Raw genomic sequence first — 22720 nt, forward strand, 5'->3', positions numbered from 1 at the left:
ATCCTGGCGGTTGACTATATTGTTGCATGAAAAACTTTTTATTATCCGGTTGCTTCCTGATAATAGCACTGACCGGCATTTCCACTAACATGAACGGACAAACGAAAAAAGCGTACGCATCACTGAACCACATAGCACTGTATGTTGTGAATCTGGAACGTAGTACCGCCTTTTATCGCGATATTATTCAGCTGGAGCCTATTCCGGAGCCATTCAAAGATGGCCGCCACAGTTGGTTTAAAGTAGGTGCACACAGCCAGGTACATCTGATCTCCGGCGCTCAGGCGGCAGGTAGCCACGACAAAAACACCCACCTGTGTTTCAGCATACCGGATATGACTGCCTTCGTTGCGATGTTGCAACAGCACCGGATCTCCTACGAAGACTGGCCCGGTAAACCCAATGCCATCACCAAAAGAGTAGATGGCGTACAACAGATTTACCTGAAAGATCCGGATGGGTACTGGCTGGAAATCAACGATGACACTTACTAAAACTACGCCGGCAGGAATAGGAGAATCCCCGATTTTTCCTTACATTCAGGTAGCAGTGTTCATCTTCATACTTGCGATATGTCATTACAACTGAATGTTCCTTTTGCTGAAAAAGATGCGGCCAAATCCAAAGGCGCCATGTGGGACCCGGCTACCAAAATATGGTATTTACCGGAAGACCGCTACGAACGGCTACCGGAAGTAGAGCAATGGATACCGGCCCCCAACACACCGATCATACTTCCTACTGAACTCACGGTGGCACAGGCAGACCGGCCCTGCTGGAAATGCCAGCATCCCAACCAGGTGATTGCAGTAGGCAGCTATTATTTTTATGAGAAAGATATTAATGAACGGGATGAAACCGTATGGCTGGAACAAAGCTTTTTTACCTTATTCCAGCAGGTATCCGCACTTTCTGATAACCTGCAGCATTTTCTGAAAGATCATTATCCCCATTACCGGTATGGCTATTCGCATACCACGCAGACGTCCTATTGGTGTAATCATTGCGTGTCCTGCCAAAGTATTCAGGGCGACTGGTTTCTTTTTGATGAAGCCGACAGTGTTTTTAATCCTACCTCTCCCGCTGCTGCAGCCCACATCCTGCTAAAGAAATTTCAATTCAAATATGCCCCCTTGATAGATGCCGGCTACAGCTATGGTGATCATCTGCGGTTAATTACAGAATTCGCTACACAAAATACTACTACCTGATCGTGAACGTTACCAGCAACGCTTTATGATCGGTAGGCCATATTCCCTGCGGCTTCATAAAGGGATCTTTTGTCTGCTCTTCTTTCCGCTGTCCATACACCACTGAACCGGAAGGCCCTACCAACGTGGCATTCTGTAACTGCCATCTTTTATCGCGGCGGTAAAAAATAAAATCGATCCGGTCGCGGTCATCTGCATCAGGCGCCCACGCCAGCTTTGCGATATCTACCGCTTTATTATCCGCCGGGAAGGTGAAGCCCGGATGCGTCACCGGATCCGGATACTTTTCGCGGTAGCTGTCTGTATAGCCGTGTTGCTCCAGCAATAAGGTATTTTCCCACGGAATAACGGCGCCATTGTGATCAAACAGTTGCGCAGTAGCCACGTTCCAATCGCGGTGTGAAGGCTCATTAAAATCACCGCCCAGTACCACCAGGCTACCCCGCTTTATTTCCTGCGCAGCATCCGTCAGAAAAAGCCGAATTTCCTCATCCCGCTGTGAAGCATGGTTATCTGCCAATACACTGTCGGCCATGGTTACCGGCGCCGGCAACTTTTTCCAGGTGCTGCTGTGATAGCCTCTGGGCAGATAATTGGCTGCATGTAAATAATCCAGATGGGCTGTATACACTGCCAGTCTATGTTTGCCCACTTTCACAACAGCTTTATATACGGAGCCATGATCTTCTTTCTCCGGACTTATGGTTACAAAGTCCAGCAATGGAAACCGGGATAAAATGCCGGAGTCATAACTATAGGCCGCATAAAATATTTTTCCTTTGGCTTTTAATGCCGCGACCACCCGTTCGTTGAATTTTGTCTGCTGATAATTCCGGACTTCGCTGAAGGTAACAATATCCGCATCTGTACGGATAATCTCCGCTACGATGGCATCAAAACCACCCGGCACCACAGTGCCTTCCTGCCAGATATTAAACTGTAATACTTTCAATGGTGTGGCTGCAAAAAGGCCGGTCGCCAACAAAAGAGAAAAGAAGGTTAGCAACGCTTTACGCGCATTCAATTTTTTCATATTGTTCACTGTATTGTTATAAAAATATTTCCTGCTACCAGGCGGTCATCTCCCGCCAGGGATTAAAAATACGGCTTAATCAGGCAGCTCACAATTCTACCCGATCCTGCAGGAAATCAAAATACTTATCATTTTCATCCCCAAAAATTTCTTCTCCTTCCAGCATATATGCCCGCAACAAATGCTCCAGGGATTTCTCTTCCTGTTTTAATTCATATAATGCTTCTCCGAGACGTAAATGAATAAACCCATTGCCCAGCGCATCCGGACAATTTAATGCATCAAAAAAATGAGTTGCTGCTGTTTTAAAATCGCCTTTAAAAAAATACATATCTCCCAGGCTGGCATATAGCCAGGTACTGGCTTCCCACTGATGTTTAGGCTCCGGCACCAACTGCAGTGCAGTATTGAATTTTTCAATGGCGCCGTCGTAATTATCATCATCCGCCAGCTCATTTCCTTCTTCCGACAATAATTCTATCTGCTGGTATACTTCATCCGGCAATTCTTCTTCTACCGTTGCGATCATCGTATTCAGGGCATGCAGGTATTTCTCATCTGCGCCTACAAAAACGCGCCCACCGGATTTCTGCATGGCTACCATAAAGCGAGTGGCGGCATTTTCTGTTTCCCCCAGTTCATATAATACTTTTCCCAACACAAATTCCCGTTCTCCATCATGCGTTCGCTCCATATCACACTGCTGTAAGACTTCCGCCCACTTATGTGCATTGCTGTAGTCCTGTTGCAGCAGGTAATTTTCTGTTATGAAACGGGCAATATCATAACTCTCGTAGTACGTTTCCTTGGGTGACGGCAGTAAGTCCCAGGCTGCATTTAGTTTCAATCCATATTGTACAAAGTCTTCCTGCGCAAACAATCGTTCTGCTTCTTCCCAGATAGATTCTATTTTGGCTGCGATGTGTTGATCCTGTATATCCATATGGTTAAAATTTATCTGAAAAATTAAAATAGTGCGGTATGATGAAGTTAAGCTTTTACCAGCTGCAAAAACAGGCGGCCGGTTTCATCGGCCTCTTCCTCAGTGGGGAAGCCTCCCAGCAGAATACTGCGGCTTTTATTGATGCGAATACGTGTCTGTACATGCCTGTCGCCCGGGAGATCAATATATTCCTTCCGAACTTCCTTGGCTTCCGAAAAAGAAAATGTCTTTTTGCCTGCAATAATCTGCCGGGTTTTAAAGTCGACCATAAAATCCGCCTGTCCGATACCTTTCCGTATTATCCAATATAATACGGGGGAAGAGGCCATTACGGTATAGGAAATCCACCGCACTCCCCTGACATCATTAGCATATACGATGTAAAACATATAAGCACCAATACTCAGCGCTACCAGCGCCACTGCCCCTGCGACCTTATTTGAAGTATTGCCTTTAGATGAAATCAACCGTTGTTTTTCCGGCTGCCAGGTTACCACCGGTTGTCCAATATATGTTATTTTATGAGCGTTATAATAGTTTACATAGCTTTCAATACTCGAGGAATTATTCATGCTGATCAGACTGATTTGGTTGATTGAATGACATTTATGGTTACGCTATCCTTCAAAAAAATAAAAATAAGGTCTCAATATGCTGCTAATGTCCAAGATAAATAAATTATCTATTTCTCACTCCCTGAAATCTATTTTTATTCTTACTGCCACCGTCGTTATACAAAAGGCCGGGCACTGTACAGTACCCGGCCTTATATCATGATTGCAGTATATTTTCAGTTAGTGTTGATGCAGTGCTGTCACAGTTTTCACTACTTTGTAATGTACCTGATCCATTGCTTCAAAATGTTGTTTGGCACAACTCATCTTTAGCTTTGTCTGACTACCGGGCGCATCCCGATCGGCGACAGTTGCTGTCACGAAAAAAAGCAGCGGGGCACCGGTTTCCTCTCTTTTGATCAACGCCCAGCCCGGCGTATAGTCGCCCACCGGTGTTTTAATCCTGAATCCCGGCGGTAGTCTCGTATAAAAAAGAATATCATCCCGGTTATCGCAGTCCATGGCAAACTGTTTTTCCGCAGTACTCAGCGCATTTGTTGTAATGTAATTATACAGCGTTTTCTCCGGGTGGTTTACGGCCACTAGCTGAGTGGTATATTGTTCTGTTTCACCGGCTTCGAATAACTTCATTTCATATACCTGCCCGGCTATCCGCTCATAGCGTACCCCCTTCACCTTCATCTCTTCCAGTACCCGCCGCATAATAGCCGTTACCGTATCCATGAATAGTTGCGGATTATTAAAAATTTCTCCCAACCGACCCGACTGCAGCATGATCTCAGTTGCGGTATGCCGCGTAAGCGCTGTTTTCGATTGAATATATCCTACTATATCGGGAATCGTTACGGGTATCCCGGCCATGCTCTTTTCCCCGGCAGATTCCTGTACACCTCCCAATTCTACCAGGTTATTTTTTTGATCCCGGATGAACTGAGCGGTATGTTTTACCCGGGAGATGACCGGTTTTTCAATTACCGGCATCGCCTGTATCTCCTTTACACATGCAGCTATGAGTGCCGGGGTACTGAAATTCACAGTATAGGTAGCCTGGTATTTTATTTTCTCCCATAATGCCAGCAATCCGGCATCTTCCTGCCATTTATTTTTCAGTTTTACGGCGACTCTTTCTCTGACATTTTTAATACGCCCCTCAAACTTCACCCCACAATCTGTTTCAATCTCCTGCTGCAGGGAACGGGAAAAACTATCATAGGATTCATTAGCTATCACCGTGAGACGGTTCACCTCCCGATCACTATTACGTAAGCCGGATTGATCTACACATAAACGTAGTCCCCGTCCTATCTCCTGCCTCTTTTTAATATCGGAGCGCGTTTCATTGAGGGTACAGATCTGGAATACATTCGGATTATCCCAACCTTCCCGCAACGCAGAGTGGCTAAAGATAAACCGCAACGGTACGGACATGTCCAGCAACTGTTCCTTTTCCTGCATGATGAGCCGGAATACCTCATCATCGGCTTTGGTGAGTTTCCCTTCTTTACTGTCTTTCAGTTTTCCCTTATCCTGGCTGAAATACCCGTTATGTACGGCTTCCGCACTGCACGAAAATAAATCCCGGTATTCCGGCATTTGCTGCCAGCGGGTAAAACTCTCTTCAAACCACAAGGCAAATTTCCCTTTAACGATCTGGCCCTGCGCGGTATAGGACCGGTAGTTCGCCACTTTATCAATAAAGAAAACAGACAACACCTTAATACCTTTTGCCCGTAATGCTTTTTCTTTTTTGAAATGATTTTCTACTGTCGCATCAATCATTTCTTTCAGGATATCCGCGGTAAGCCCACCGGTTGCTTCACCTTTATACAGCTGCTTTCCACCGGAGAACGTGATACAACCATTCGCCGCATCCAGCTCGTTGACAACGAAACCATCCTGGTAAGCAGCCACGCCTTTAGAGAGTGCAAACAGATCACTCCCTGCTTTTACGGTCACCTGTTTTTTCTGTACACCATTACGCGCCTGCACCAACAACGTGATTTTTGCAGTTACCGCCTCTTTCGCGACCTTAAAAGCATCCAGGCTGATGTAGGTGCCGGACTGGTCGTTTTTTGCCACTACCGCGTCTACTTCTATCTGTTTTACCAGTCCCAGGTCATAGGCCCTGACCGGGTCCAGCTTATATACCAGGTTATACGGATTTTTATGGGTAGCGGAATAACGCAGGGTAAACAGTGGGCGGAGACCTGCAATTGCTTTTTTCCGGATATCTGTTTCCATATTCTGCGGTTCATCCATGATCACCACCGGCCTGGATTGCCGGATAAATTCTATTGGCCTGATACCGGTTTCCCGTACCTGGTTAATTACATTCACATCTTTCGTAAATGCATCGATATTTATCACCAGTATCTGAATGGTATTGCTGCGCGAAAAATCCCCCAGTTCTGCCAGCCGTGCGGCATCGTATACCCGGTAAGTAGTGGGTTCATTATCGTATATTTCCTGAAAATGTTCATGGGTGGCCTGCAGGCTATTCAATACGCCTTCGCGGATAGCAACAGAAGGTACCACAATCACAAATTTCTTTAAGCCGTACACTTTGTTCAGCTCATATATCGTACGCAGATAAACATATGTTTTTCCGGTACCGGTTTCCATTTCCAGGGAATAGTTCGGGAAGTCCGTTACAACAGTTTTATCTGCCACCACCTCTTTGGCATCGCCCTCTTCATTATACCACAGCTTTTCCAGCACCGCAGACAGTTCGTCTTCCCTGAGCTGGTTGGTTGTTTGTACCCTTATTAAATTCGATAATAACGTTTCTTCAGATACCGTCAGGTTATTTCCCACACAGGTGGTTGTTAGCAGCAAGCTATCTGCAGGTGTTGCTGCATATTCAAAATCCGTACGATTCAGCTGCTGCCCTTCCAGTAAGTCTACCACCGACCGGATGGCCTCCAGCTGATGACGTTGTTCTTTCTCGAATTGTAATTTCACAATTATATATTTTCTAATTCATTCAACGCAATAATACCTTTCTCTACTACCGGCGGATTCACCGCAAAGTTGACCGCAAATATTTTCAACCGGTCTATCTTATCCGCAAAAGGCGCTTTGGTCCGTTGATTATAGATGATCTTAAACTGTAACCCGGCCTGATTACACAGGTTGGATAACAAAGTAAAATTCCGGTAGTCATCTGTAAAAGGTTGCCATCGCTCCAGCTCATAATAGGACCGCTTTAATTCAAAGATCACCCTGGGTTGACCCGTTGTATCCAGTTTCCACAAATCAATGTCTGAAACAGTCAGATTTCCACCCAGACTGCTCCTTTGCCAGTTATGATAGGCACTCGACGTTTGATCGTTCAGGTACTTGGCGGTGGGCGTACCGGATACCGGCAGCCCCCAGGCCCCGAATAAGGCAGACAATTGTGGCATCGTACGCGTTTCGTATACAAAGGAATGATCTGACACCTTTACTGTTTCCACCTGTGCTATATCACAGGCAAACCGGATATAACGTACCGGTAAACCAGCACGATCACCTACAGTCTGTAGCAGCGCATAATCTGCTTTTTCCTGGCTGGCAGGCGGACTATCGAGTTGCTGCGCCGGTACGCCGGCCGCGAATATCAACGCCAATGGGTGACAATTATGATCGCCATACACCAGCTGCCAGGCATTACCTGTTACAAACCGAAACTGCGGCAACTGTCCGGCAGACAGATAATCATAAAGTGCATTTCCATTGTAATACGTCATGACGTTATACGGTTTTAAATCCGATTTTATGATCACGAAAGCTTAACTGACTATTGGTTTTATAGCAGTCGTCCTGATTAAAAAGCGTATCCAGACAGATGACGGTAGCCGGCTGTCGCTGCAATAATGCCTGTTGTACTGCTTCATTATAAGTATCCAGACAGAAAGCCGTTTTGTTATCTGCTGTTACATAAAACGTAGCGGTATCCGCTACCTTTTCCTTGACTATTCTTTCTGTCAGCAGACAACCCTGTTTGATCAACAGCTCCCACAACATATTTTCTATCGGCGCCGCTTGTTTTTCCTGCCGGGAAAACAACTGCAACTGCGCCACCAGGTCGGCTTCGTTTTCGATAAGATCACTTCGCCAGATATTAAAGTTAGAAGGCGCCAGCTTATAAAATCGTATGCCCGTTACCGTATCTTGCTCTCCTGCTATCACTGATTTGATCCGGTTTCTGGTCAGGTCTGCGATGGTGCGGAAACTTTTTTTGTACATCTCCGATTTCTCGTCCAGTTGCTCCGGCAGCTGAATACAAAGAAATCGCCGGTTACCGCCATCCTGCTGATTCGCAGCCATTACCGCATGTGCCGTTGTACCAGAACCGGCAAAAAAATCGAGGACAATATCTTCCTGATCCGGTTGCGTAAAAGCCTGTACCAATGATCTGGTAAAGTCTACCGGCTTGGGGTTTTCAAATTCCAAACCCAGCTTTCGCAGCAAATCATCGTCACTCCCGCCATAAAATAAAATCGACGGCAGGTTTTCAGATAAATTATTTTTAAGCAGATATTTTCGCTGTGGCTGTACACTTTCATCAGCACCAAAAATAATCTCGCCCCTATCCAGCAACTCTTTAATAGTTGTCGTCGGGAAACGCCATCCCCGTTGGGGTACCGGACAAGGCTTCTGTGTAACCGGATGTATCAATGGTACAAAATAATCATCCGGTGCCTTCTTCTTATTAGGCCATGCCATAGATACCAGCCTGTATACCTGGCCGGCTTCATCGATTTTATTATAAGCCAGCTCGCCACCTGTTACCGGTTGCTTTTTCAGCCAGCCATTGAACTGCCGGTTGATTTCCTCCAGCGTATTTTTGCGGCGACACCGTGCCAGCACTTCATCCGGTAAACCATAGATTTTATGCAGCTGCCGCACCTCTTCCGGTACTTCTTCCTGATTCAGTTGTTTATATAGCTCCGCTGCTTTTTTCAGCATCCGCTCTGCATTCTTCTTTTTACGGGTTAATGCTGTAGCCGATAAAAACTTTTCCTTGTTTTTAGCATATACCAATATCGATTCATGCTGATAGGCAATCCCACCTGCATCTCCTTTGGGATTTCCCTTATCCCATACCATATTACCCACCTGATTCTCTTCTCCGAATACTTCATTTAACAACAACGTCAGGTTAGCCTGTTCATGTTCATCAATATGAATGACGATAGCGCCTTCTTCTTTCAATACATTCCGGGCCAGGAACAACCGCGGCAACATCATGGAAAGCCAGTTGGAGTGGAACTGCCCGTTCTCTTTCCTGTTGGGCCTGAACAAGCCTTCTTTCTGCATAAACCCGGCATCATCTTTTTCTCCCAGTCGTTGCAGGTAAGCTGCTTTTGTTTCGCCAAACCGATCCGGATAGATAAAACTATCTGACCCGGTATTATAGGGTGGATCAATAATGATCGCCTTTACTTTACCATAGTAGGATTTCTGAATGACTTTCAGCACGTCCAGGTTATCTCCTTCTATCAATACATTATTGGCCGTATCCCAGTTAACGGAATCCGCTATATCGGGGATGAGGGTATCGGTTACCGGTGTCTGTAATGTCTTATAGGCGGCTGTTTTACCTGCCCAATCCAGCTGATACCGTTCTCCTGTTGCGTCCTCATCTTCCATCTCTCCCAGCAATTGTTTCAGCTGTACGATGTCGATTTTATTTTCCGTGAAAGCCCCCGGTATCATTTCTTTTAACCGCTGCCTGATATCCGCTGCTATATTCAAAGACGTACCTTCCATAATTAACTGCGATTAATGCGTTTTGCTGTTTGTTTTAATGCCTCGCCAGCCAGTGGTTCTTCTTCCAGTATTTCCAATACTTTATCAGACAACCATACCACCAGCAAGGTATCTTCCGGCATTTCCAGGAACCGGGCCAGCTTACTGACCTGTTCGCGCTGGGCTTTTCGTTCGCCCCTCTCCAGTTTACTGACCAAGGCCGTATCCACCTCGATAGCCGCCGCTACCTGGCGTAACAGCAATCCTTTGTTTTCGCGGATTTCCCGAATGGTTTCACCAAAATTTTTCAATTACCAAATTTTTGACTTGTCAAGAAGTGTCAAATATAAAGAAAAGCAGGGATTGAGGAAGGGAATAGGTAAGATCTGCGCGATTGTCCGGATAGAAAATGTATACAGTAGGATCACCTGTCAGCGATCATCAGGAGCATACGGGTAAATAATAAATATTTCATCCGTAGTTTTATACAGCAATGTAAGCTGGATATTGTATTTTTCGGATAGCATGCCCTCAAATGAAACAGGTATCATTTGACTAGAAAATTATTATTTTTTACCCCGGAAACGAGCTTATACTTATCAGAAAAAGATAAATTGATTTTTTATTAAAAATAAATATCCGATGCAAACACTGATCAATAATAAAGATTATGAAGGGATTCAAAAGGCGCTTTCTCAAAATCCTTCATTAGCCAATGAAGGGATACCTTTTGACGAAACGAATACTGCCAAAGCTCATCCACTCCATAGGATCTGTGATGGTGTATTTGCCAATACCTATACGGATCAGGAAGCCGTTGAAATGGCCCGGATATTTTTAGCATATGGCGCAAATATTAATGGTTATGGATTAACCGAAGAACAGGATACTCCCCTTACTGCGGCAGCCAGCCTGCATGCGGAGGAAGTAGGTATTTTATATATAGAAAACGGCGCAGCGATTCACCATGCAGGATGTCATGGGGGCACTGCTTTACACTGGGCAGCCTGGGTGGGAAGAGATAAGCTGTTAGCACGGCTGCTCCGGGAAAAAGCAGACATTCATAAGCGATGTATTGATTTTAAAGGCACTCCGCTTTTGTGGGCTGTCCATGGATTCAAATATGGCGGTCAGGAAAACAGGTATAACCAGATTGAATGCGTCCGGCTATTGCTCGAGGCAGGCGCCGACAAAACGGTTCCTAACGTGGAAGATATCACACCATTCGAGTTTCTTGACGAAGAGGATACTGCATTAATCAGCCTGTTGAAATAGCACGACAGGGCATATTGTGGGCCGGTGATCGTTCGCTTGTCTGTTCAAACCGGAACTATTGCACATAATACAGTGTCTACTATTAGTGCTATCACCAGGCAGCACCCAATCATATTTTCACAGAAAAGGATAAAACATTTTTTGAAAATGTTTTATCCTTTTCTGTAACAGCCAATGACTTTCCTTTAATTTAGGAGATATTCATTCTCCTGTAAATAGTGCATCGCTTCTTTAACTGCTTCCACAGTATTTTTCGGATGAAACCCCAGTTCTGTCCTTGCTTTTGAGATATCGAAGTTTTGTTGCAATCCCGAAAACAGGGCGATATCTTTGGTAGTGAGTACAGGAGCTTTCTCACTTATTTTGCTTCCCGTTTCCATCAGCCATGCCACGGCATATAATATTGGTTTGGAAACTGCTACCGGTAGTTTTAATTTCAATGCCGGAAATAGTTCCTGTGCTATCCTCGTTGTTTCTTTGATGGAGGTACATTTTTCATTTGCCAGAATATATCGCTCACCGTTTTTCCCTTTGGTAGCTGCCAGGTAGCATCCTTCAGCTACATCTTTTACGTCAATCCAATTTAAGGTGATATTTGTTTCCACAGGAATCTGCTTTTGTAAAATCAAACGGATAATGTTGTACGATACATTCAGTGGTGCAAATGCAGTACTACCTATCATTGCGGCGGGTAATACGGCCACTAATTCAATAGCATATTTTTCAGCCAATTCAAAAGCCAGTTTTTCTCCATCATTTTTTGAATTGTAGTACATATCTCTACGATCAGGATTATAACCATTACTCTCTTTTGCAGGAAGCTTCGTATAGTCTAAGGCGGCTATTGAACTTACATAAACAATCTTTCTCACGCCTGCTTCCACGGCGGCTTCTATAGTATTACGGGTACCATCCATATTTACCTCGTAAATCTCTTTCCGGGGATCTTTCGCCCATAATTTGAAAGACGCGCCTACCGCATAAAAGGTATCCACACCCTGCAATGCCTTTACAAACGATGCTTTGTCTGTAATATCGGCTTGTACCACTTCGCAGTTTAATCCGGCAAAAGGTAGTTTGTTTTTTATGTTACGTACCGAAGCTCTTACAGGAATACCTTTACTGAGCAGTAATCTCACCAGGTTATTTCCAAGATGCCCGTTTGCGCCTGAAACGAGTGCTAAATTTGTTTGTTCCATCTGCTATAGTTTTAAATGACCAGACAAAGGTCTGTCTTGCCTATTCAAAACCACTTCACAAATGTTACCTAATGATTTGTTTACGGATACGGCTCAAACTTTTAGGGTTCATTCCCAGAAAAGAGGCAATGTATTGTACCGGCACATGATGCAAAAATTCAGGATGTTCATCCATCAGTTTTTTATACCGTTGTTCTGCAGTAAGTGTAGCCAGTTCTTTTGAACGATTCTCGTTGTACGCTAAGGACTGTTGAAAAACCCAAATACTAAAATCTTTAAATGGGGCACTCTCTTGCGTAAGGGTTTCCAGATCAGCTTTTGTAATGCGTAATAGTGCACAGTCTGTTATACATTCCAGGTTTTCATCGGATATCGTCTGATTGATAAAATTAACGTACGAAGTAATAAAACCAGGCGGACAATTGATATGCGTTGTCACTTCATCCCCTTTATCATTGTAGTGAAATAACCTTACAAATCCCGAAACTACAAAATAAAGGCACTTCGGCACTTTGCCTTCTTCTTCAACCACCCGGTTTTTAGGGAGAAGCACCGGCTCGAAATACTGTCTGCATAATACTTTATCGTGTTCGCCAAGTGTTATCTTTTGTGAAATAAGGTTTAGTAACTGCTCATACATAATATTCTATTTTTCAGAAAATGCGAAAGTAATTATAATACATTCAGGTGTAAAAAACCGATAGATGATTGATACAGACCCACTCATTGAAAATTTGTTCAAAGCGGCTTCAAAACCCGCCTGTACTATTATAAAGCACTTTTTCTACCTTATCCTTTACAACCAGGAGGAAAGGCTATTTATCTACAGCGACAATTTTCATCATTCAAGAGGGCCGACAATCACTTACCGGCCCTCTTGAGTTATAGTATGTATCATTAACGTTGCAGCACTATTTTACCCGTATACATTTCTTTTTTACCAGTAATGATTTGCAGGATGTATACACCTCCCTGTTTTTGTTTCAAATTTAGTCCATTCCTGGTTAAAACTTCCTCTTGTAATATATGCCCGTTTATATCTTTAACTGCAACCCGACTTCCGGTAAAATCAACATTTCCGTTAAACATCACTTCTCCTGTTGTTGGATTAGGGAAACAGTTCAAACGTTTTACTGTAATGTCAACAGGATGATTTGTTGCAGCTGTCAGCGGAGGCCTGCAATTATTTACGATTACTTTAACCGGCTTACGCAGCGGGTATTCACATTCATATCCTGAAGTGACGTAGTAAGTGGTCGTTACCGCCGGACGTACTTTGAAATAATTCCCTGTATACAACAAACTACCTCCTGTAGGCGCATTGTACCACCTGATAGGAGGAAGACTGGTTCCCGGAATATAGGCGTACAAAGTAGCACTGTCTCCCCGGCAGATCCTTACACTATCTGCATCTGTATTCGGTAATTTGGCATATCCTCCTGCATTAAACAGCTTATGAACGGTATCCGATTTACATCCGGAAACAGGATCTGCCGCCTGTATATAAACATCAACCGTAGAAGGAGGGTACGATAAGTATAGTGGCGTGGTAATAGTAGCATTATTTAGTACGGTAAAGGAAGTATCAAATACGGGCCCAACAGGAATTAATTGTACATAAATGAGACGTACGTTATAATTAAATCCGGATTGATGATTAAGTACAGGAATCCGTTGAGGTCCGCAAACAATACCGCGCGGTACATTGTAAACAGGATCCGGTAGTTTCTTCACGGTGACCTTAACAGGACGTCTGACAGGAAAGTCGCAAAGCGTTTTACTCGTTACATAATAAGTAGTCGTAACAGCCGGACTTACTTTGTAATAAGGTCCGGTAAATAACAGGGTTCCGCCAGTTGGCGCACTATACCAGAGAATAGGAGGAATAGTAGAGTTGGGAACAAAAGCATGTAAAGTAACGCTATCATATTTGCAGATGGTCACACTATCGGCATCAACACTGGGATAAAATCCGGTTCCCCCAAATACGAAGGTGTCATGCACAGTATCTGATACACATCCTGTCAGAGAATCTACCGCTTGAATATAAATATCCGCCTGCTTACTGAAGTTATAATTGTAGTCCTTTATTAAAACATTGTTATCTCCTTTGACCGCATAAGCAGTATCAAATACCAGCGAACCAAGCACGGTATATTGCACCCGTACATTGTAATCAATACCCGGTAGATAATTGAAAACCGGAATAACAATATTACCACATACATTTCCCGAAGGAAGTGTATAGACAGGGTCTGCAGGCTTAGGATTAACGATTACTGTTACAGGTACCCGCTGACTGGTACAACCTCCTTTCACGGCCTCTACATAATAGGTGGTTGTAACAGCCGGATTTACGGTAATTGCATTCGCATTGGCAGGTAATAGACTGCCACCAACAGCAGCATTGTACCACCGATAAATAGTGTTAGGTTGCTGCAGCGGAGAGAGGGTTACGGTACTTCCCTGACAAATAGTTGTATCTTTTGCGGGTATTGTTTGCGGAGCAGGAAGCCCTTGTTTGCGAAGTGCATAGTATATTCTGAAATTGCCTAACAAACCAGCTAATCCAAGGCTATAAGTGATTTTCACACGATCAAATGTTTGATTAGGACGCAGTAAGAGTTCAGCCTGTGTATTATTCTGAGAGAAGCGTATCTGAGCTGCAGTAGGTGACAGCGAATCGCTATTAGCGATATTACCATTATAGGTTCTCACAGTAATATTGGCAAATGAAGCGGCATTTAATGTGTAACTGCTACCCACTTTTATAATCAGCGAATCACAACCAGCCGCATTGGAAGCCGGAAAAATAAGCGTTTGTGACAATTGGGTTCCTAATAATTGTACAGGTACAATAAATTCTGAATAGTTGGTAAAATTACTATCAACAGCGTAATCAGGATTATTAATACTACACAACAGACATACACCAGTAATAGCATTGGTTTGACTATTGGCATATACTGTTTGTCCATAACAGGGTTTATATAAGAAAAATGTGAGCGATAGTAATAGCATTAACTTAAAGAAAGGTAAACAAGATTTCATGAGGATTAATTTTAAAGAAGAAGAATCTTGAAAGATTTACCAGGCGGAGGATATATTACAGCAGTAGAGAGAACCAGGCTATTGAGGTTAAAACTAGTTGATTATAATGCTTCTGAAATGCATTGCTTGATAGCTTATAAAATAAGAAGAGTTATGTAAAGGAATGCGGCCGATAATGGAGCTAGTATCGTTATCATACCTCGTACCGGAAAGGAAAGACGTTTTTTAAAATATATGGATATGCAAGTGAACCATACCGTATAAGCACATGTCCAAGAAAAATCATGGGGATATATGAAAGGCTATTTTGTATATCAACTTTTATATTTTTTACTCAACAATAATAAACTGTACAATTAATTACGTGTTGGCAACGTATTTGAATGTTCTTAGTGCGCTTTTAAAGGAAAGTACTTTCTTACTTTTTTTATGGCAAAAGTATTTATTGCTCAAGCACGAATAAAAGATGACGCGTGATTTTTGCATCAGCTGGTATGCATTCCTGGGTCTCTCTTTCAACACTGCCGGTTCAACAGCAGGGAATCATCTTACATTTGACTTAACAAGAACCTAAAACTTATAGCCCTGTATTTAGCCTGAAACTCCCTGATAAACCGTATTCAACACCAACACTATGTAATCCTGAATTTTATCATCGTTAAAGAAAGAGCACAACCCCTAACCAGTAAACTGTTGTAACCCGTTGCGTCTTTTCACAATAAGACGCTTTTGACTATGCCATGCCTGTCAGCGCTATGCCGCACGGCTGCCGGTTCTCCTCCGGCCTGGCTTTTTGCTGTCAGGAATCCTTTAACCCCTTAATTATTTTTTATGAAAAAACTGCTTTTTGTTATGCTGGCAGCCTTAGTACTAACAGGCTCGCACAGCTTCGCTCAATCCCTTTCTTTCCCTATTTCACCGACGCATCCATTTACCACGCTGGAATATTTCTTTACACATGAAGACAGTATCAGAGCCGGAACCGCTGACATAGGTATTGTACCAGGTGGTTATACCGGCATCCGATGGACACTCAGCCCGGATGGTACCTACACTGGATTTAATGACCCTGTAACGGGCGAGTTGTCTAAGTGTATTATAAAAGGTATTACGGTAGAATTACCTCCCAATGCTACCACTACCAGTGGTGCAGCTGAAACGGCAAAGCTCAGAATATATGGCATACCGGAAACCGTAGTCGATGATATCATCGTCTCTTTTACTGTATTTGCCATTAACGTGGCTAACGGCGACATCTTTGGATCTGCTAAAGTAGAAATGATCATTCACAGCCCGCTTGATCTGGCCGTTGTATTAGACCGCTCCGGCAGCATGGGATCAAACCTGGATGGTACCGCGTACGTTGCACCTCCCGGCCAAAGCCGTTGGGATTATTTAAAATCAGCAGTAGCGATGATGGCAGATCATCTTAATGGGCTTTCAAAGAAGAAATACGAGCTCATTTCCCTGAACATGTTTGCCGACTACAGCGGGAGTATTCCTGCGGCAGCGCCCTACAATACCTTATCGTTGATCGACATGAATGCCTCTAATCTGTCTTCCCTCTCCTCCCAAAACGGTGCCTTGTCTGCAATTGTTCCAGCCGGTAGTACCCCCCTTGGCAATGGTATACTTCAAGGAAGAGACATCCTGCTTGCACCGGCCGTAAAACTCAATAGACATAAAAAGGCGATGCTCGTATTTTCCGATGGAGAACAAAACATGCCCTATGAGGTATTGCAAACCGGTACTGATGCATGGAAAAAAACGACTAATGGCCAGTGGCTCAGAGGCGCGCCCACAGACCCACAGATCAAGATCTACACCATCAATCTCGGTGTTAGTGGCTCTGCTCCAAATACAATGCAAAGTATCGCACGTGCTAATGGCGGCACACCTGTCAACATTACTGTAGAACCCGGATCAGGTAAACTAGATTCTGTATTCCTCACATCCTTTACCAGGCAGCTACCGAACATATTTAAGGGTAGCTCACCTCAGGTCATCGTATTACGGAATGCCACATTCCCCAATGGACAGCCGCCAGCAAGAGTTGACTCCTTTATCGTCAATAAAGGCGCCAGTTCAGTCATAGGTACGATGATGGTAGCCGGTGCTTTTAAACCCAGGTTCATTTCTATCAAAAAGGACGGGCGCGAACTGCTCCCCTTTGTGAAACAACGTTTTGATTCCAGCTATCTCAATTTCTCTATCTCATTTCCCAACAACTTCCTCCAAGGGGTAACTGGCGATGGACGCTGGGAAATACGTACCCAGCTTGATATAAACCCCGGCGTAGTACAACCCTGCACATTTATGGTCGTAGTAGACGATCACGCACTGAAGTCTGGATTTACTGTTGCCGGCGCCGGGCTAAAGGTAGGACAGTCTATCAAGCCATCTGCTACCTTCACCTATAAAGGCAATGCCATCACGAATGCCAATGTCAACTTCGTGCTATTCAAACCGGGTACCGACGTCAATGACCTGATTGCCCGAAGGTCTGCACCTTACTACGATACATTGCCATCCGACCCCGTTTCTCCTGGTATCTCCAAACTGAAATACCTGATGCGGGATACCTCTTTCGTGAATGCTATCCGTAGTCAGTCCACCGTATATCCGTTACCGTACGACACCGTTACCAAAAGCTACACCGCCACTATCAGTGGGCTAAATGTATCCGGCGTACACCAGGGCGTCTTTCTGGTGAATGGTACAGCTAACACAGATAATACGGACAACACTTATGGTACGCTCCAACGATACCACAGTGAAAGCTTCTATGTGCGCTTTCCAGGTATTGCGGTCGCTGCCAGCAGACCAGTCTATCAATACAATCCGGCCGGTGGTTTCAATAGGGCGCTGATCTTCCGCCCAGTTGCCACTAACGGTAAATATATTGGTCCGGGTTGGGGCAAGAGCATTACCCTCGAAAGCACCGGCATCGGAGCAACCTACGTGCAAGACACGGGAGATGGTTATTATAAGCTAGGCATTTCAGGAGCTTTTTCAGGTAATATCATTTTGTCGATTGCTGGAGAACAAATATATGCAGGCCCATTATCGGCGCTGCAAACCGTTCCCGGCCCGAAAACCGACGGAAAATCCCGTACCAAGAAATAAATATGGCCTCATTCCTGTTAACCCTACAACCAGGCGGCTACCCGAAAGGGGGCCGTCTGGTGTTTTTAATACCTTGACTCAATGCAGGTACATCGCCATGTTTGTAAGCGCTGTTTACAGCTGTATACAAGTTTTCCTTGATGATGAACCAGGCAAAAATACCTGATCAGTTAAAACCCTATATAAGCCAATCATGCTGCTCAGCGGCGATACGGAAAATGTAGTCAAGGTATTAGCCAGCAGCGTATGTTGGCATAAGTGAGCGAGAAAGCCCACTGCGACACGGCAACAGCCTCAATTGTTATATTAATGTCGATCCTGTTTCGGCCTGTTTTTAAAAATCAAATATATAGTTATGAAACAACTCAAACTTAGCGGCAACAAAACCCTCACCAGAGAACAATTGAAAAAAGTAACGGGTGGCAGGGATAATAGTAATTCCTTCTTTTGTAACAATCAATGTATCACCGATGTAGATTGTCCTGTAAACTTTATCTGTATACTGACTGATTTCGGTGGCGGTGAATTATGCTGGAGATGTGGCCAGTTAAACTAATGATATTTTAGGAAAATAATTACAGCGCTGCTTTATATCGGAACAGCGTTGTAATTGTTTAATCATGTAAAGTTGTTAAGGGAGGACAACCACCTGCACAATATCCTTTCGCATCCAGTTTGCCACAACGCTTATTGCAAAAGCTGGGAATTACACGTTAATGAAATGCTACCGGAAATAAAATACCAGACACAGAAAAAGCCCCGTTGACAGGGCTTTCATCTTATTACGTTATGATGCTTTGTATTGCGTATTGCATCTTACTTCCCAATACAAAACTTACTGAAAATATAATCCAGTCTATCTTCATTCGTTACCTCACCGGTTATTTCTCCCAGGTGATGCAGACAAAGACGTATATCAAGTGCGAGTAAATCACCTGGCAGGCCATTGTCCATACCTTGTCTGACATCCTGCAGAGATTTCAGTATTTCCTGGAGGGCTGCATGGTGGCGGGCATTGGTGATGATGGTATCTTCTGTATTGATATCGCCGGCGATCACTTTTTGTACCAGGGCATCTTTGAGGTCCTGGATGTGAGCATGATTTTTTGCGGAGATGAAGAGGATGCCCGGGATGTCTGCAAATTTGGCTTTTATGGCCGCTTCACCGGTAACATCTGTTTTATTACCTACCAGTAAGTAGTTGATATTATCTGCTTCAAATGCAGCTATCTGATTACGTATATCCGTAGCAGTTAGTTCATTGACGTCAAACAGATATACCACTACGCCGGCTTCTTTTATTTTCTCCATGGTTTTCTGTACGCCAATGCTTTCGATGGTATCGTTGCTTTCGCGGATACCAGCAGTGTCGATGAGACGGAAAAGAATACCGGATATATTGAGGATTTCTTCGATGGTATCGCGGGTAGTACCGGCGATATCACTGACGATGGCCCTGTTTTCGTTGAGGAGGGTATTAAGCAGGGTAGATTTTCCAGCATTGGGTTTACCCACAATAGCGGTGTTGACGCCATTTTTGATCACGTTGCCCATGCGGAAGGAGTCAATCAGGTGTTGCAACGTGGTAGCCGCATTCGTTACCAGGTTATATAAGCCGGTTCTATCAGCGAATTCCACATCTTCCTGGCTGAAGTCCAGCTCCAGCTCAATAAGGGCAGAAAAGGTGATTAATTGCTCACGGAGTACATGTAGTTCCCGGGAGAATCCACCCCGCATTTGTTGCATAGCGGTTTGGTGAGAGGCGGCGGAGTTGCTGGCAATCAGGTCGGCAACAGATTCGGCCTGGGTGAGGTCCAGTTTTCCGTTGAGGAAAGCGCGTTGGGTAAATTCGCCTGGTTTGGCGAGGCGGGCGCCTGCCTGTACGGTGGCGTCAATAATTTGTTGCTGGATATAGGGAGAGCCGTGGCAGGAGATCTCTATCACATCCTCACCGGTATAGGACCGGGGACCTTTATAGAGGCTCACTACTACTTCGTCGATGATCCGGTTGTTGGCTGTGATACTGCCAAAATGCAGGGTATGACTGGCTTGCCGGGTGAGGTCTTTTGCCGGGAACAGGCTGTTGCAGATGGCATAGCTTTCACTGCCGCTCAATCTTATCACTGCGATGGCTCCGACACCGGGTGCGGTGGCGAGTGCAACGATGGTATCATCAAATCCTGTTAATTTCCCCAGCATACCTGTTTATTAGTGGTTATGATCAATATTCTTTAAAGGGCACAAATTTACGCACAATCGGGCCGATCACCAATTATCCGGTAAATCAAAAGCCCCGTTCCGGCTACAGCTGGAACGGGGCTTTTGGAATAATGTATTGAATACAGTACTACTCTTGCAAAGTAAAGCGGATAGGGAGGTTGAACTGTACAGAAACCTGGCGGCCATTTTGCTTACCAGCTTTCCATCTTGGCATGGTTCTCACCACGCGAACAGCTTCTTCTTCCAGGCCACCACCTTTTGCGGCACCTACTGTTTTTACATCTTTGATGTTACCTTCAGAATCTACCACGAACTGAACGAATACCGTTCCGGAGATTCCATTTTCCTGAGCTACACGTGGGTAACGAATGTTTTTGCTCAGGTATTTCGCCAGTGCGTCCTCACCACCTGGGAAGGTTGGAGGTTGCTCAACGAACGTGAAGATCTCTTCTTTTGGAGGAGCAGGAGGCGGGCCAACTACACCGCTACCTTTACTATCTTCCAGTAATCCCGGATCAACTCCGTTTGGATCACCTTCTACCGTTTTGGTGCTGATGGCTTTATCTTTAATGTCTTCATGTTTCGGTGGTTCTTCATCCGGTGGAACTTCGTTATCCTTTTTAATAACCGGAGGCGTGAACTGTACTGATGGTTTCACCGGCGGCGGTGGCGCAGGCGGTGGAGGTGGCGGAGGTGGTGTTTTCGGATCATCCGGCAACTTAACATCCTCCATCTTAATTTCCTGGATTACTGGCTTCTTGAGATTCTCTCCTTCTGAAGCCTTCACCCACTTTGATATCATGTACGATGCAAAGAATACAACAAACAGGGAAACGGTGCCTAAGATGGCGTTACGTACACGTTTGTCATACTGCTTCCGCAGATCGTACGCCCCATATTCTTTATTCCTGCCATCAAACAGGATATCAAGAAAATCGGACTTTAAGACTTTAGCAGAATCCATTGTTAATGTTTTATACTGGATGCAAAAATTTGATTAATTCCACAAGACTATTTACCGGAGTTAGCAGCTTCTGTTTGCTTAATCCATGTTTTATCCTGGTCGCTGATATCTACTGTTGCGTAACGTTGAATGCGATTAATCGCCATTTCGTCCAGGATATCCACAAAGTTCTTATAATTAGCGTCGTTGTCCGCTTTTATAATCACTACCACGTCTTCTGGTTCACCTTTTGCATTTCTCAGTCTAGCTACTTCATCCCGCTTTCTGATAATTTCTTCCCGGATTCCTCCTTTGTTGGCAAATGTTGTTGCTTTGAAGAAGTCGGGATTAGCAGAAGCATTAGGGTCCTGTGCTAAACCTTCGTAATAATAAACTCTATTATCTTTTCCGAGTAAAATGGTCAGTGCAGTACTTTCTTTTACTTTGTTCTGATCCTTTTCGTTCTCGGTATCCTTTGGCATGATCAAGTCCATTGTTTTGGGCTTGGACATGGTAGTGGTAAGCATGAAGAAGGTAATCAACAGAAAACCTAAATCCACCATGGGCGTCATATCTACACGGGTTGACTGTTTCTTGGATTTCGTCCCACCGTGTTTCTTCCCTTTTCCACCACTACTACTGGTATCCATTTCTGCCATAGTAGCCAATTTTTTTAGTTCTCGAATAGCAGTCTTCCAGGTCAGGAAGTGATTACCGCCGTTTACTTTTTAGTACCATATGCCTCATCATAGGCTGCTGTACCTTTTGGAGCTTCCTCCAGGTTGGTTACCAGGTTCAGCTTCTGGATCTTCTTCTTTTTGAAGGTATCCAGAATTTCCTTGATTTTTGGATAAGGAGTCTGGTTGTCCGCCTTGATGCAATACTTCAGTTTAGCGAAGTTACCACCTTGTGCAGCATTACCATACTCGATCCAGGTACCCAGTTCGTTATTCGCAGAATCAGTAGGAATTCCTTTGTCCAGATTTGATTTCTTACGCTCTGCATCATTCATGGAGAGGTAAGTTTTCAGATCCTTGATTTCTGTTCCCACGCTGGCGCCGGTTACAAAGTTTTTGATTTCCTTGTCGCTCAGGCCCAGTTTAAACTGCGTGTTCAGATCTTCGATCAGTTTTTTTCTTTTAGGCTGGCCATCCATGCTGAAAAACACTCTGCCGTCCTTATCTACTGTGAATAACAACACATCAGAATCAGGTAAAAGGGTAGTGTTTATAGAGGATGGGGTAACTACCGTTACCGGTTCATCCGGCTTAAACTTAGTTGCCAGCATAAAGAAAGTTAATAGCAGAAAAGCCACATCACACATTGCTGTCATGTCAACAAGCGTGCTTTTCCTTGGCATTTTAACTTTAGGCATCTTTACACTTTTTTATGGTTTACTTTAAATAGATTC

At 44.2% G+C, this 22720-nt stretch carries 19 protein-coding genes; 5 read left to right on the forward strand and 14 right to left on the reverse strand.

The window, feature by feature from the left end; all coding sequences use genetic code 11:
• Positions 1–26: 26 nt before the first annotated feature.
• Both OL444_RS31600 and OL444_RS31605 read left to right on the forward strand, forming a co-directional pair.
• Entirely contained in the window at positions 27–494 is a 468-nt protein-coding gene (locus OL444_RS31600; protein ID WP_264726530.1) for a VOC family protein, read from the forward strand.
• Positions 495–572: 78 nt separating this feature from the next.
• Positions 573–1211, forward strand: coding sequence for a DUF5710 domain-containing protein (locus tag OL444_RS31605; RefSeq protein WP_264726527.1), 639 nt, complete (start codon positions 573–575; stop codon positions 1209–1211).
• Here the strand turns inward: OL444_RS31605 and OL444_RS31610 are convergent.
• The 7 genes from OL444_RS31610 to OL444_RS31640 all read right to left on the reverse strand — a co-directional run bounded on the left by OL444_RS31610 (position 1204) and on the right by OL444_RS31640 (position 9806).
• Positions 1204–2244: an endonuclease/exonuclease/phosphatase family protein gene (locus tag OL444_RS31610; RefSeq protein WP_264726525.1), complete on the reverse strand. Its 1041-nt coding sequence runs from the start codon at positions 2242–2244 to the stop codon at positions 1204–1206. The two genes, OL444_RS31605 and OL444_RS31610, sit on opposite strands and share 8 nt — an antisense overlap.
• Positions 2245–2332: 88 nt before the next feature.
• Positions 2333–3187, reverse strand: coding sequence for a tetratricopeptide repeat protein (locus tag OL444_RS31615; protein WP_264726524.1), 855 nt, complete (start codon positions 3185–3187; stop codon positions 2333–2335).
• Between the two features lie 47 nt (positions 3188–3234).
• The gene (locus tag OL444_RS31620; RefSeq protein WP_264726522.1) at positions 3235–3759 is read right to left on the reverse strand and encodes a hypothetical protein; all 525 of its coding nucleotides are present in this window, start codon (positions 3757–3759) and stop codon (positions 3235–3237) included.
• 222 nt (positions 3760–3981) lie between these two features.
• A complete protein-coding gene (locus OL444_RS31625) occupies positions 3982–6723 on the reverse strand; it encodes a restriction endonuclease (protein ID WP_264726520.1) in 2742 nt (913 codons plus the stop codon).
• A gap of 2 nt (positions 6724–6725) precedes the next feature.
• The gene (locus OL444_RS31630; protein WP_264726518.1) at positions 6726–7490 is read right to left on the reverse strand and encodes a hypothetical protein; all 765 of its coding nucleotides are present in this window, start codon (positions 7488–7490) and stop codon (positions 6726–6728) included.
• A gap of 4 nt (positions 7491–7494) precedes the next feature.
• Positions 7495–9516, reverse strand: a complete 2022-nt coding sequence (locus tag OL444_RS31635; RefSeq protein WP_264726517.1) for a site-specific DNA-methyltransferase — start codon at positions 9514–9516, stop codon at positions 7495–7497.
• Between the two features lie 2 nt (positions 9517–9518).
• Entirely contained in the window at positions 9519–9806 is a 288-nt protein-coding gene (locus OL444_RS31640) for a helix-turn-helix domain-containing protein (RefSeq protein WP_264726516.1), read from the reverse strand.
• Positions 9807–10137: 331 nt separating this feature from the next.
• On the opposite strand from OL444_RS31640, the gene OL444_RS31645 reads away from it, so the two are divergent.
• The gene (locus tag OL444_RS31645) at positions 10138–10770 is read left to right on the forward strand and encodes an ankyrin repeat domain-containing protein (RefSeq protein WP_264726514.1); all 633 of its coding nucleotides are present in this window, start codon (positions 10138–10140) and stop codon (positions 10768–10770) included.
• A gap of 185 nt (positions 10771–10955) precedes the next feature.
• Here the strand turns inward: OL444_RS31645 and OL444_RS31650 are convergent, their stop codons facing one another.
• The 3 genes from OL444_RS31650 to OL444_RS31660 all read right to left on the reverse strand — a co-directional run bounded on the left by OL444_RS31650 (position 10956) and on the right by OL444_RS31660 (position 15020).
• Positions 10956–11969, reverse strand: a complete 1014-nt coding sequence (locus OL444_RS31650) for an NAD-dependent epimerase/dehydratase family protein (protein ID WP_264726511.1) — start codon at positions 11967–11969, stop codon at positions 10956–10958.
• A 64-nt stretch (positions 11970–12033) separates the two neighbouring features.
• Entirely contained in the window at positions 12034–12609 is a 576-nt protein-coding gene (locus OL444_RS31655; protein WP_264726509.1) for a Crp/Fnr family transcriptional regulator, read from the reverse strand.
• A 257-nt stretch (positions 12610–12866) separates the two neighbouring features.
• The gene (locus OL444_RS31660) at positions 12867–15020 is read right to left on the reverse strand and encodes an Ig-like domain-containing protein (protein ID WP_264726507.1); all 2154 of its coding nucleotides are present in this window, start codon (positions 15018–15020) and stop codon (positions 12867–12869) included.
• An 831-nt stretch (positions 15021–15851) separates the two neighbouring features.
• Between OL444_RS31660 and OL444_RS31665 the strand changes: the two genes are divergently transcribed.
• Positions 15852–18146 carry a vWA domain-containing protein gene (locus tag OL444_RS31665; RefSeq protein ID WP_264726505.1) on the forward strand — a complete coding sequence of 765 codons (2295 nt, stop codon included), beginning with the start codon at positions 15852–15854 and terminating at the stop codon, positions 18144–18146.
• A gap of 355 nt (positions 18147–18501) precedes the next feature.
• On the forward strand, positions 18502–18702 hold the full coding sequence (locus OL444_RS31670; protein ID WP_264726503.1) for a hypothetical protein: 201 nt from the start codon (positions 18502–18504) through the stop codon (positions 18700–18702).
• Positions 18703–18962: 260 nt separating this feature from the next.
• Here OL444_RS31670 and mnmE read toward each other — a convergent pair whose 3' ends face one another.
• The 4 genes from mnmE to OL444_RS31690 all read right to left on the reverse strand — a co-directional run bounded on the left by mnmE (position 18963) and on the right by OL444_RS31690 (position 22684).
• Positions 18963–20345 carry a tRNA uridine-5-carboxymethylaminomethyl(34) synthesis GTPase MnmE gene (gene mnmE / locus OL444_RS31675; protein ID WP_264726501.1) on the reverse strand — a complete coding sequence of 461 codons (1383 nt, stop codon included), beginning with the start codon at positions 20343–20345 and terminating at the stop codon, positions 18963–18965.
• A gap of 148 nt (positions 20346–20493) precedes the next feature.
• On the reverse strand, positions 20494–21330 hold the full coding sequence (locus OL444_RS31680) for an energy transducer TonB (protein ID WP_264726498.1): 837 nt from the start codon (positions 21328–21330) through the stop codon (positions 20494–20496).
• Between the two features lie 47 nt (positions 21331–21377).
• On the reverse strand, positions 21378–21968 hold the full coding sequence (locus OL444_RS31685) for an ExbD/TolR family protein (RefSeq protein ID WP_264726496.1): 591 nt from the start codon (positions 21966–21968) through the stop codon (positions 21378–21380).
• Between the two features lie 62 nt (positions 21969–22030).
• Positions 22031–22684 (reverse strand): ExbD/TolR family protein, encoded by a 654-nt coding sequence (locus OL444_RS31690; RefSeq protein ID WP_264752053.1) that lies wholly within the window; start codon positions 22682–22684, stop codon positions 22031–22033.
• Positions 22685–22720: the final 36 nt, after the last annotated feature.

The organism is Chitinophaga nivalis (assembly GCF_025989125.1).
Taxonomy (GTDB): domain Bacteria; phylum Bacteroidota; class Bacteroidia; order Chitinophagales; family Chitinophagaceae; genus Chitinophaga; species Chitinophaga nivalis.

Excerpts from the sequence above, each read along its gene's own strand:
- OL444_RS31655 (WP_264726509.1), bottom strand. The coding sequence starts at position 12,609 with ATGTATGAGCAGTTACTAAACCTTATTTCACAAAAGATAACACTTGGC.
- OL444_RS31685 (WP_264726496.1), bottom strand. The coding sequence starts at position 21,968 with ATGGCAGAAATGGATACCAGTAGTAGTGGTGGAAAAGGGAAGAAACAC.
- OL444_RS31605 (WP_264726527.1), top strand. The coding sequence starts at position 573 with ATGTCATTACAACTGAATGTTCCTTTTGCTGAAAAAGATGCGGCCAAA.
- OL444_RS31600 (WP_264726530.1), top strand. The coding sequence starts at position 27 with ATGAAAAACTTTTTATTATCCGGTTGCTTCCTGATAATAGCACTGACC.
- OL444_RS31660 (WP_264726507.1), bottom strand. The coding sequence starts at position 15,020 with ATGAAATCTTGTTTACCTTTCTTTAAGTTAATGCTATTACTATCGCTC.
- OL444_RS31670 (WP_264726503.1), top strand. The coding sequence starts at position 18,502 with ATGAAACAACTCAAACTTAGCGGCAACAAAACCCTCACCAGAGAACAA.
- OL444_RS31615 (WP_264726524.1), bottom strand. The coding sequence starts at position 3,187 with ATGGATATACAGGATCAACACATCGCAGCCAAAATAGAATCTATCTGG.
- OL444_RS31690 (WP_264752053.1), bottom strand. The coding sequence starts at position 22,684 with ATGCCTAAAGTTAAAATGCCAAGGAAAAGCACGCTTGTTGACATGACA.
- OL444_RS31610 (WP_264726525.1), bottom strand. The coding sequence starts at position 2,244 with ATGAAAAAATTGAATGCGCGTAAAGCGTTGCTAACCTTCTTTTCTCTT.
- OL444_RS31630 (WP_264726518.1), bottom strand. The coding sequence starts at position 7,490 with ATGACGTATTACAATGGAAATGCACTTTATGATTATCTGTCTGCCGGA.
- OL444_RS31680 (WP_264726498.1), bottom strand. The coding sequence starts at position 21,330 with ATGGATTCTGCTAAAGTCTTAAAGTCCGATTTTCTTGATATCCTGTTT.
- OL444_RS31635 (WP_264726517.1), bottom strand. The coding sequence starts at position 9,516 with ATGGAAGGTACGTCTTTGAATATAGCAGCGGATATCAGGCAGCGGTTA.
- OL444_RS31620 (WP_264726522.1), bottom strand. The coding sequence starts at position 3,759 with ATGAATAATTCCTCGAGTATTGAAAGCTATGTAAACTATTATAACGCT.
- OL444_RS31650 (WP_264726511.1), bottom strand. The coding sequence starts at position 11,969 with ATGGAACAAACAAATTTAGCACTCGTTTCAGGCGCAAACGGGCATCTT.
- mnmE (WP_264726501.1), bottom strand. The coding sequence starts at position 20,345 with ATGCTGGGGAAATTAACAGGATTTGATGATACCATCGTTGCACTCGCC.
- OL444_RS31645 (WP_264726514.1), top strand. The coding sequence starts at position 10,138 with ATGCAAACACTGATCAATAATAAAGATTATGAAGGGATTCAAAAGGCG.
- OL444_RS31665 (WP_264726505.1), top strand. The coding sequence starts at position 15,852 with ATGAAAAAACTGCTTTTTGTTATGCTGGCAGCCTTAGTACTAACAGGC.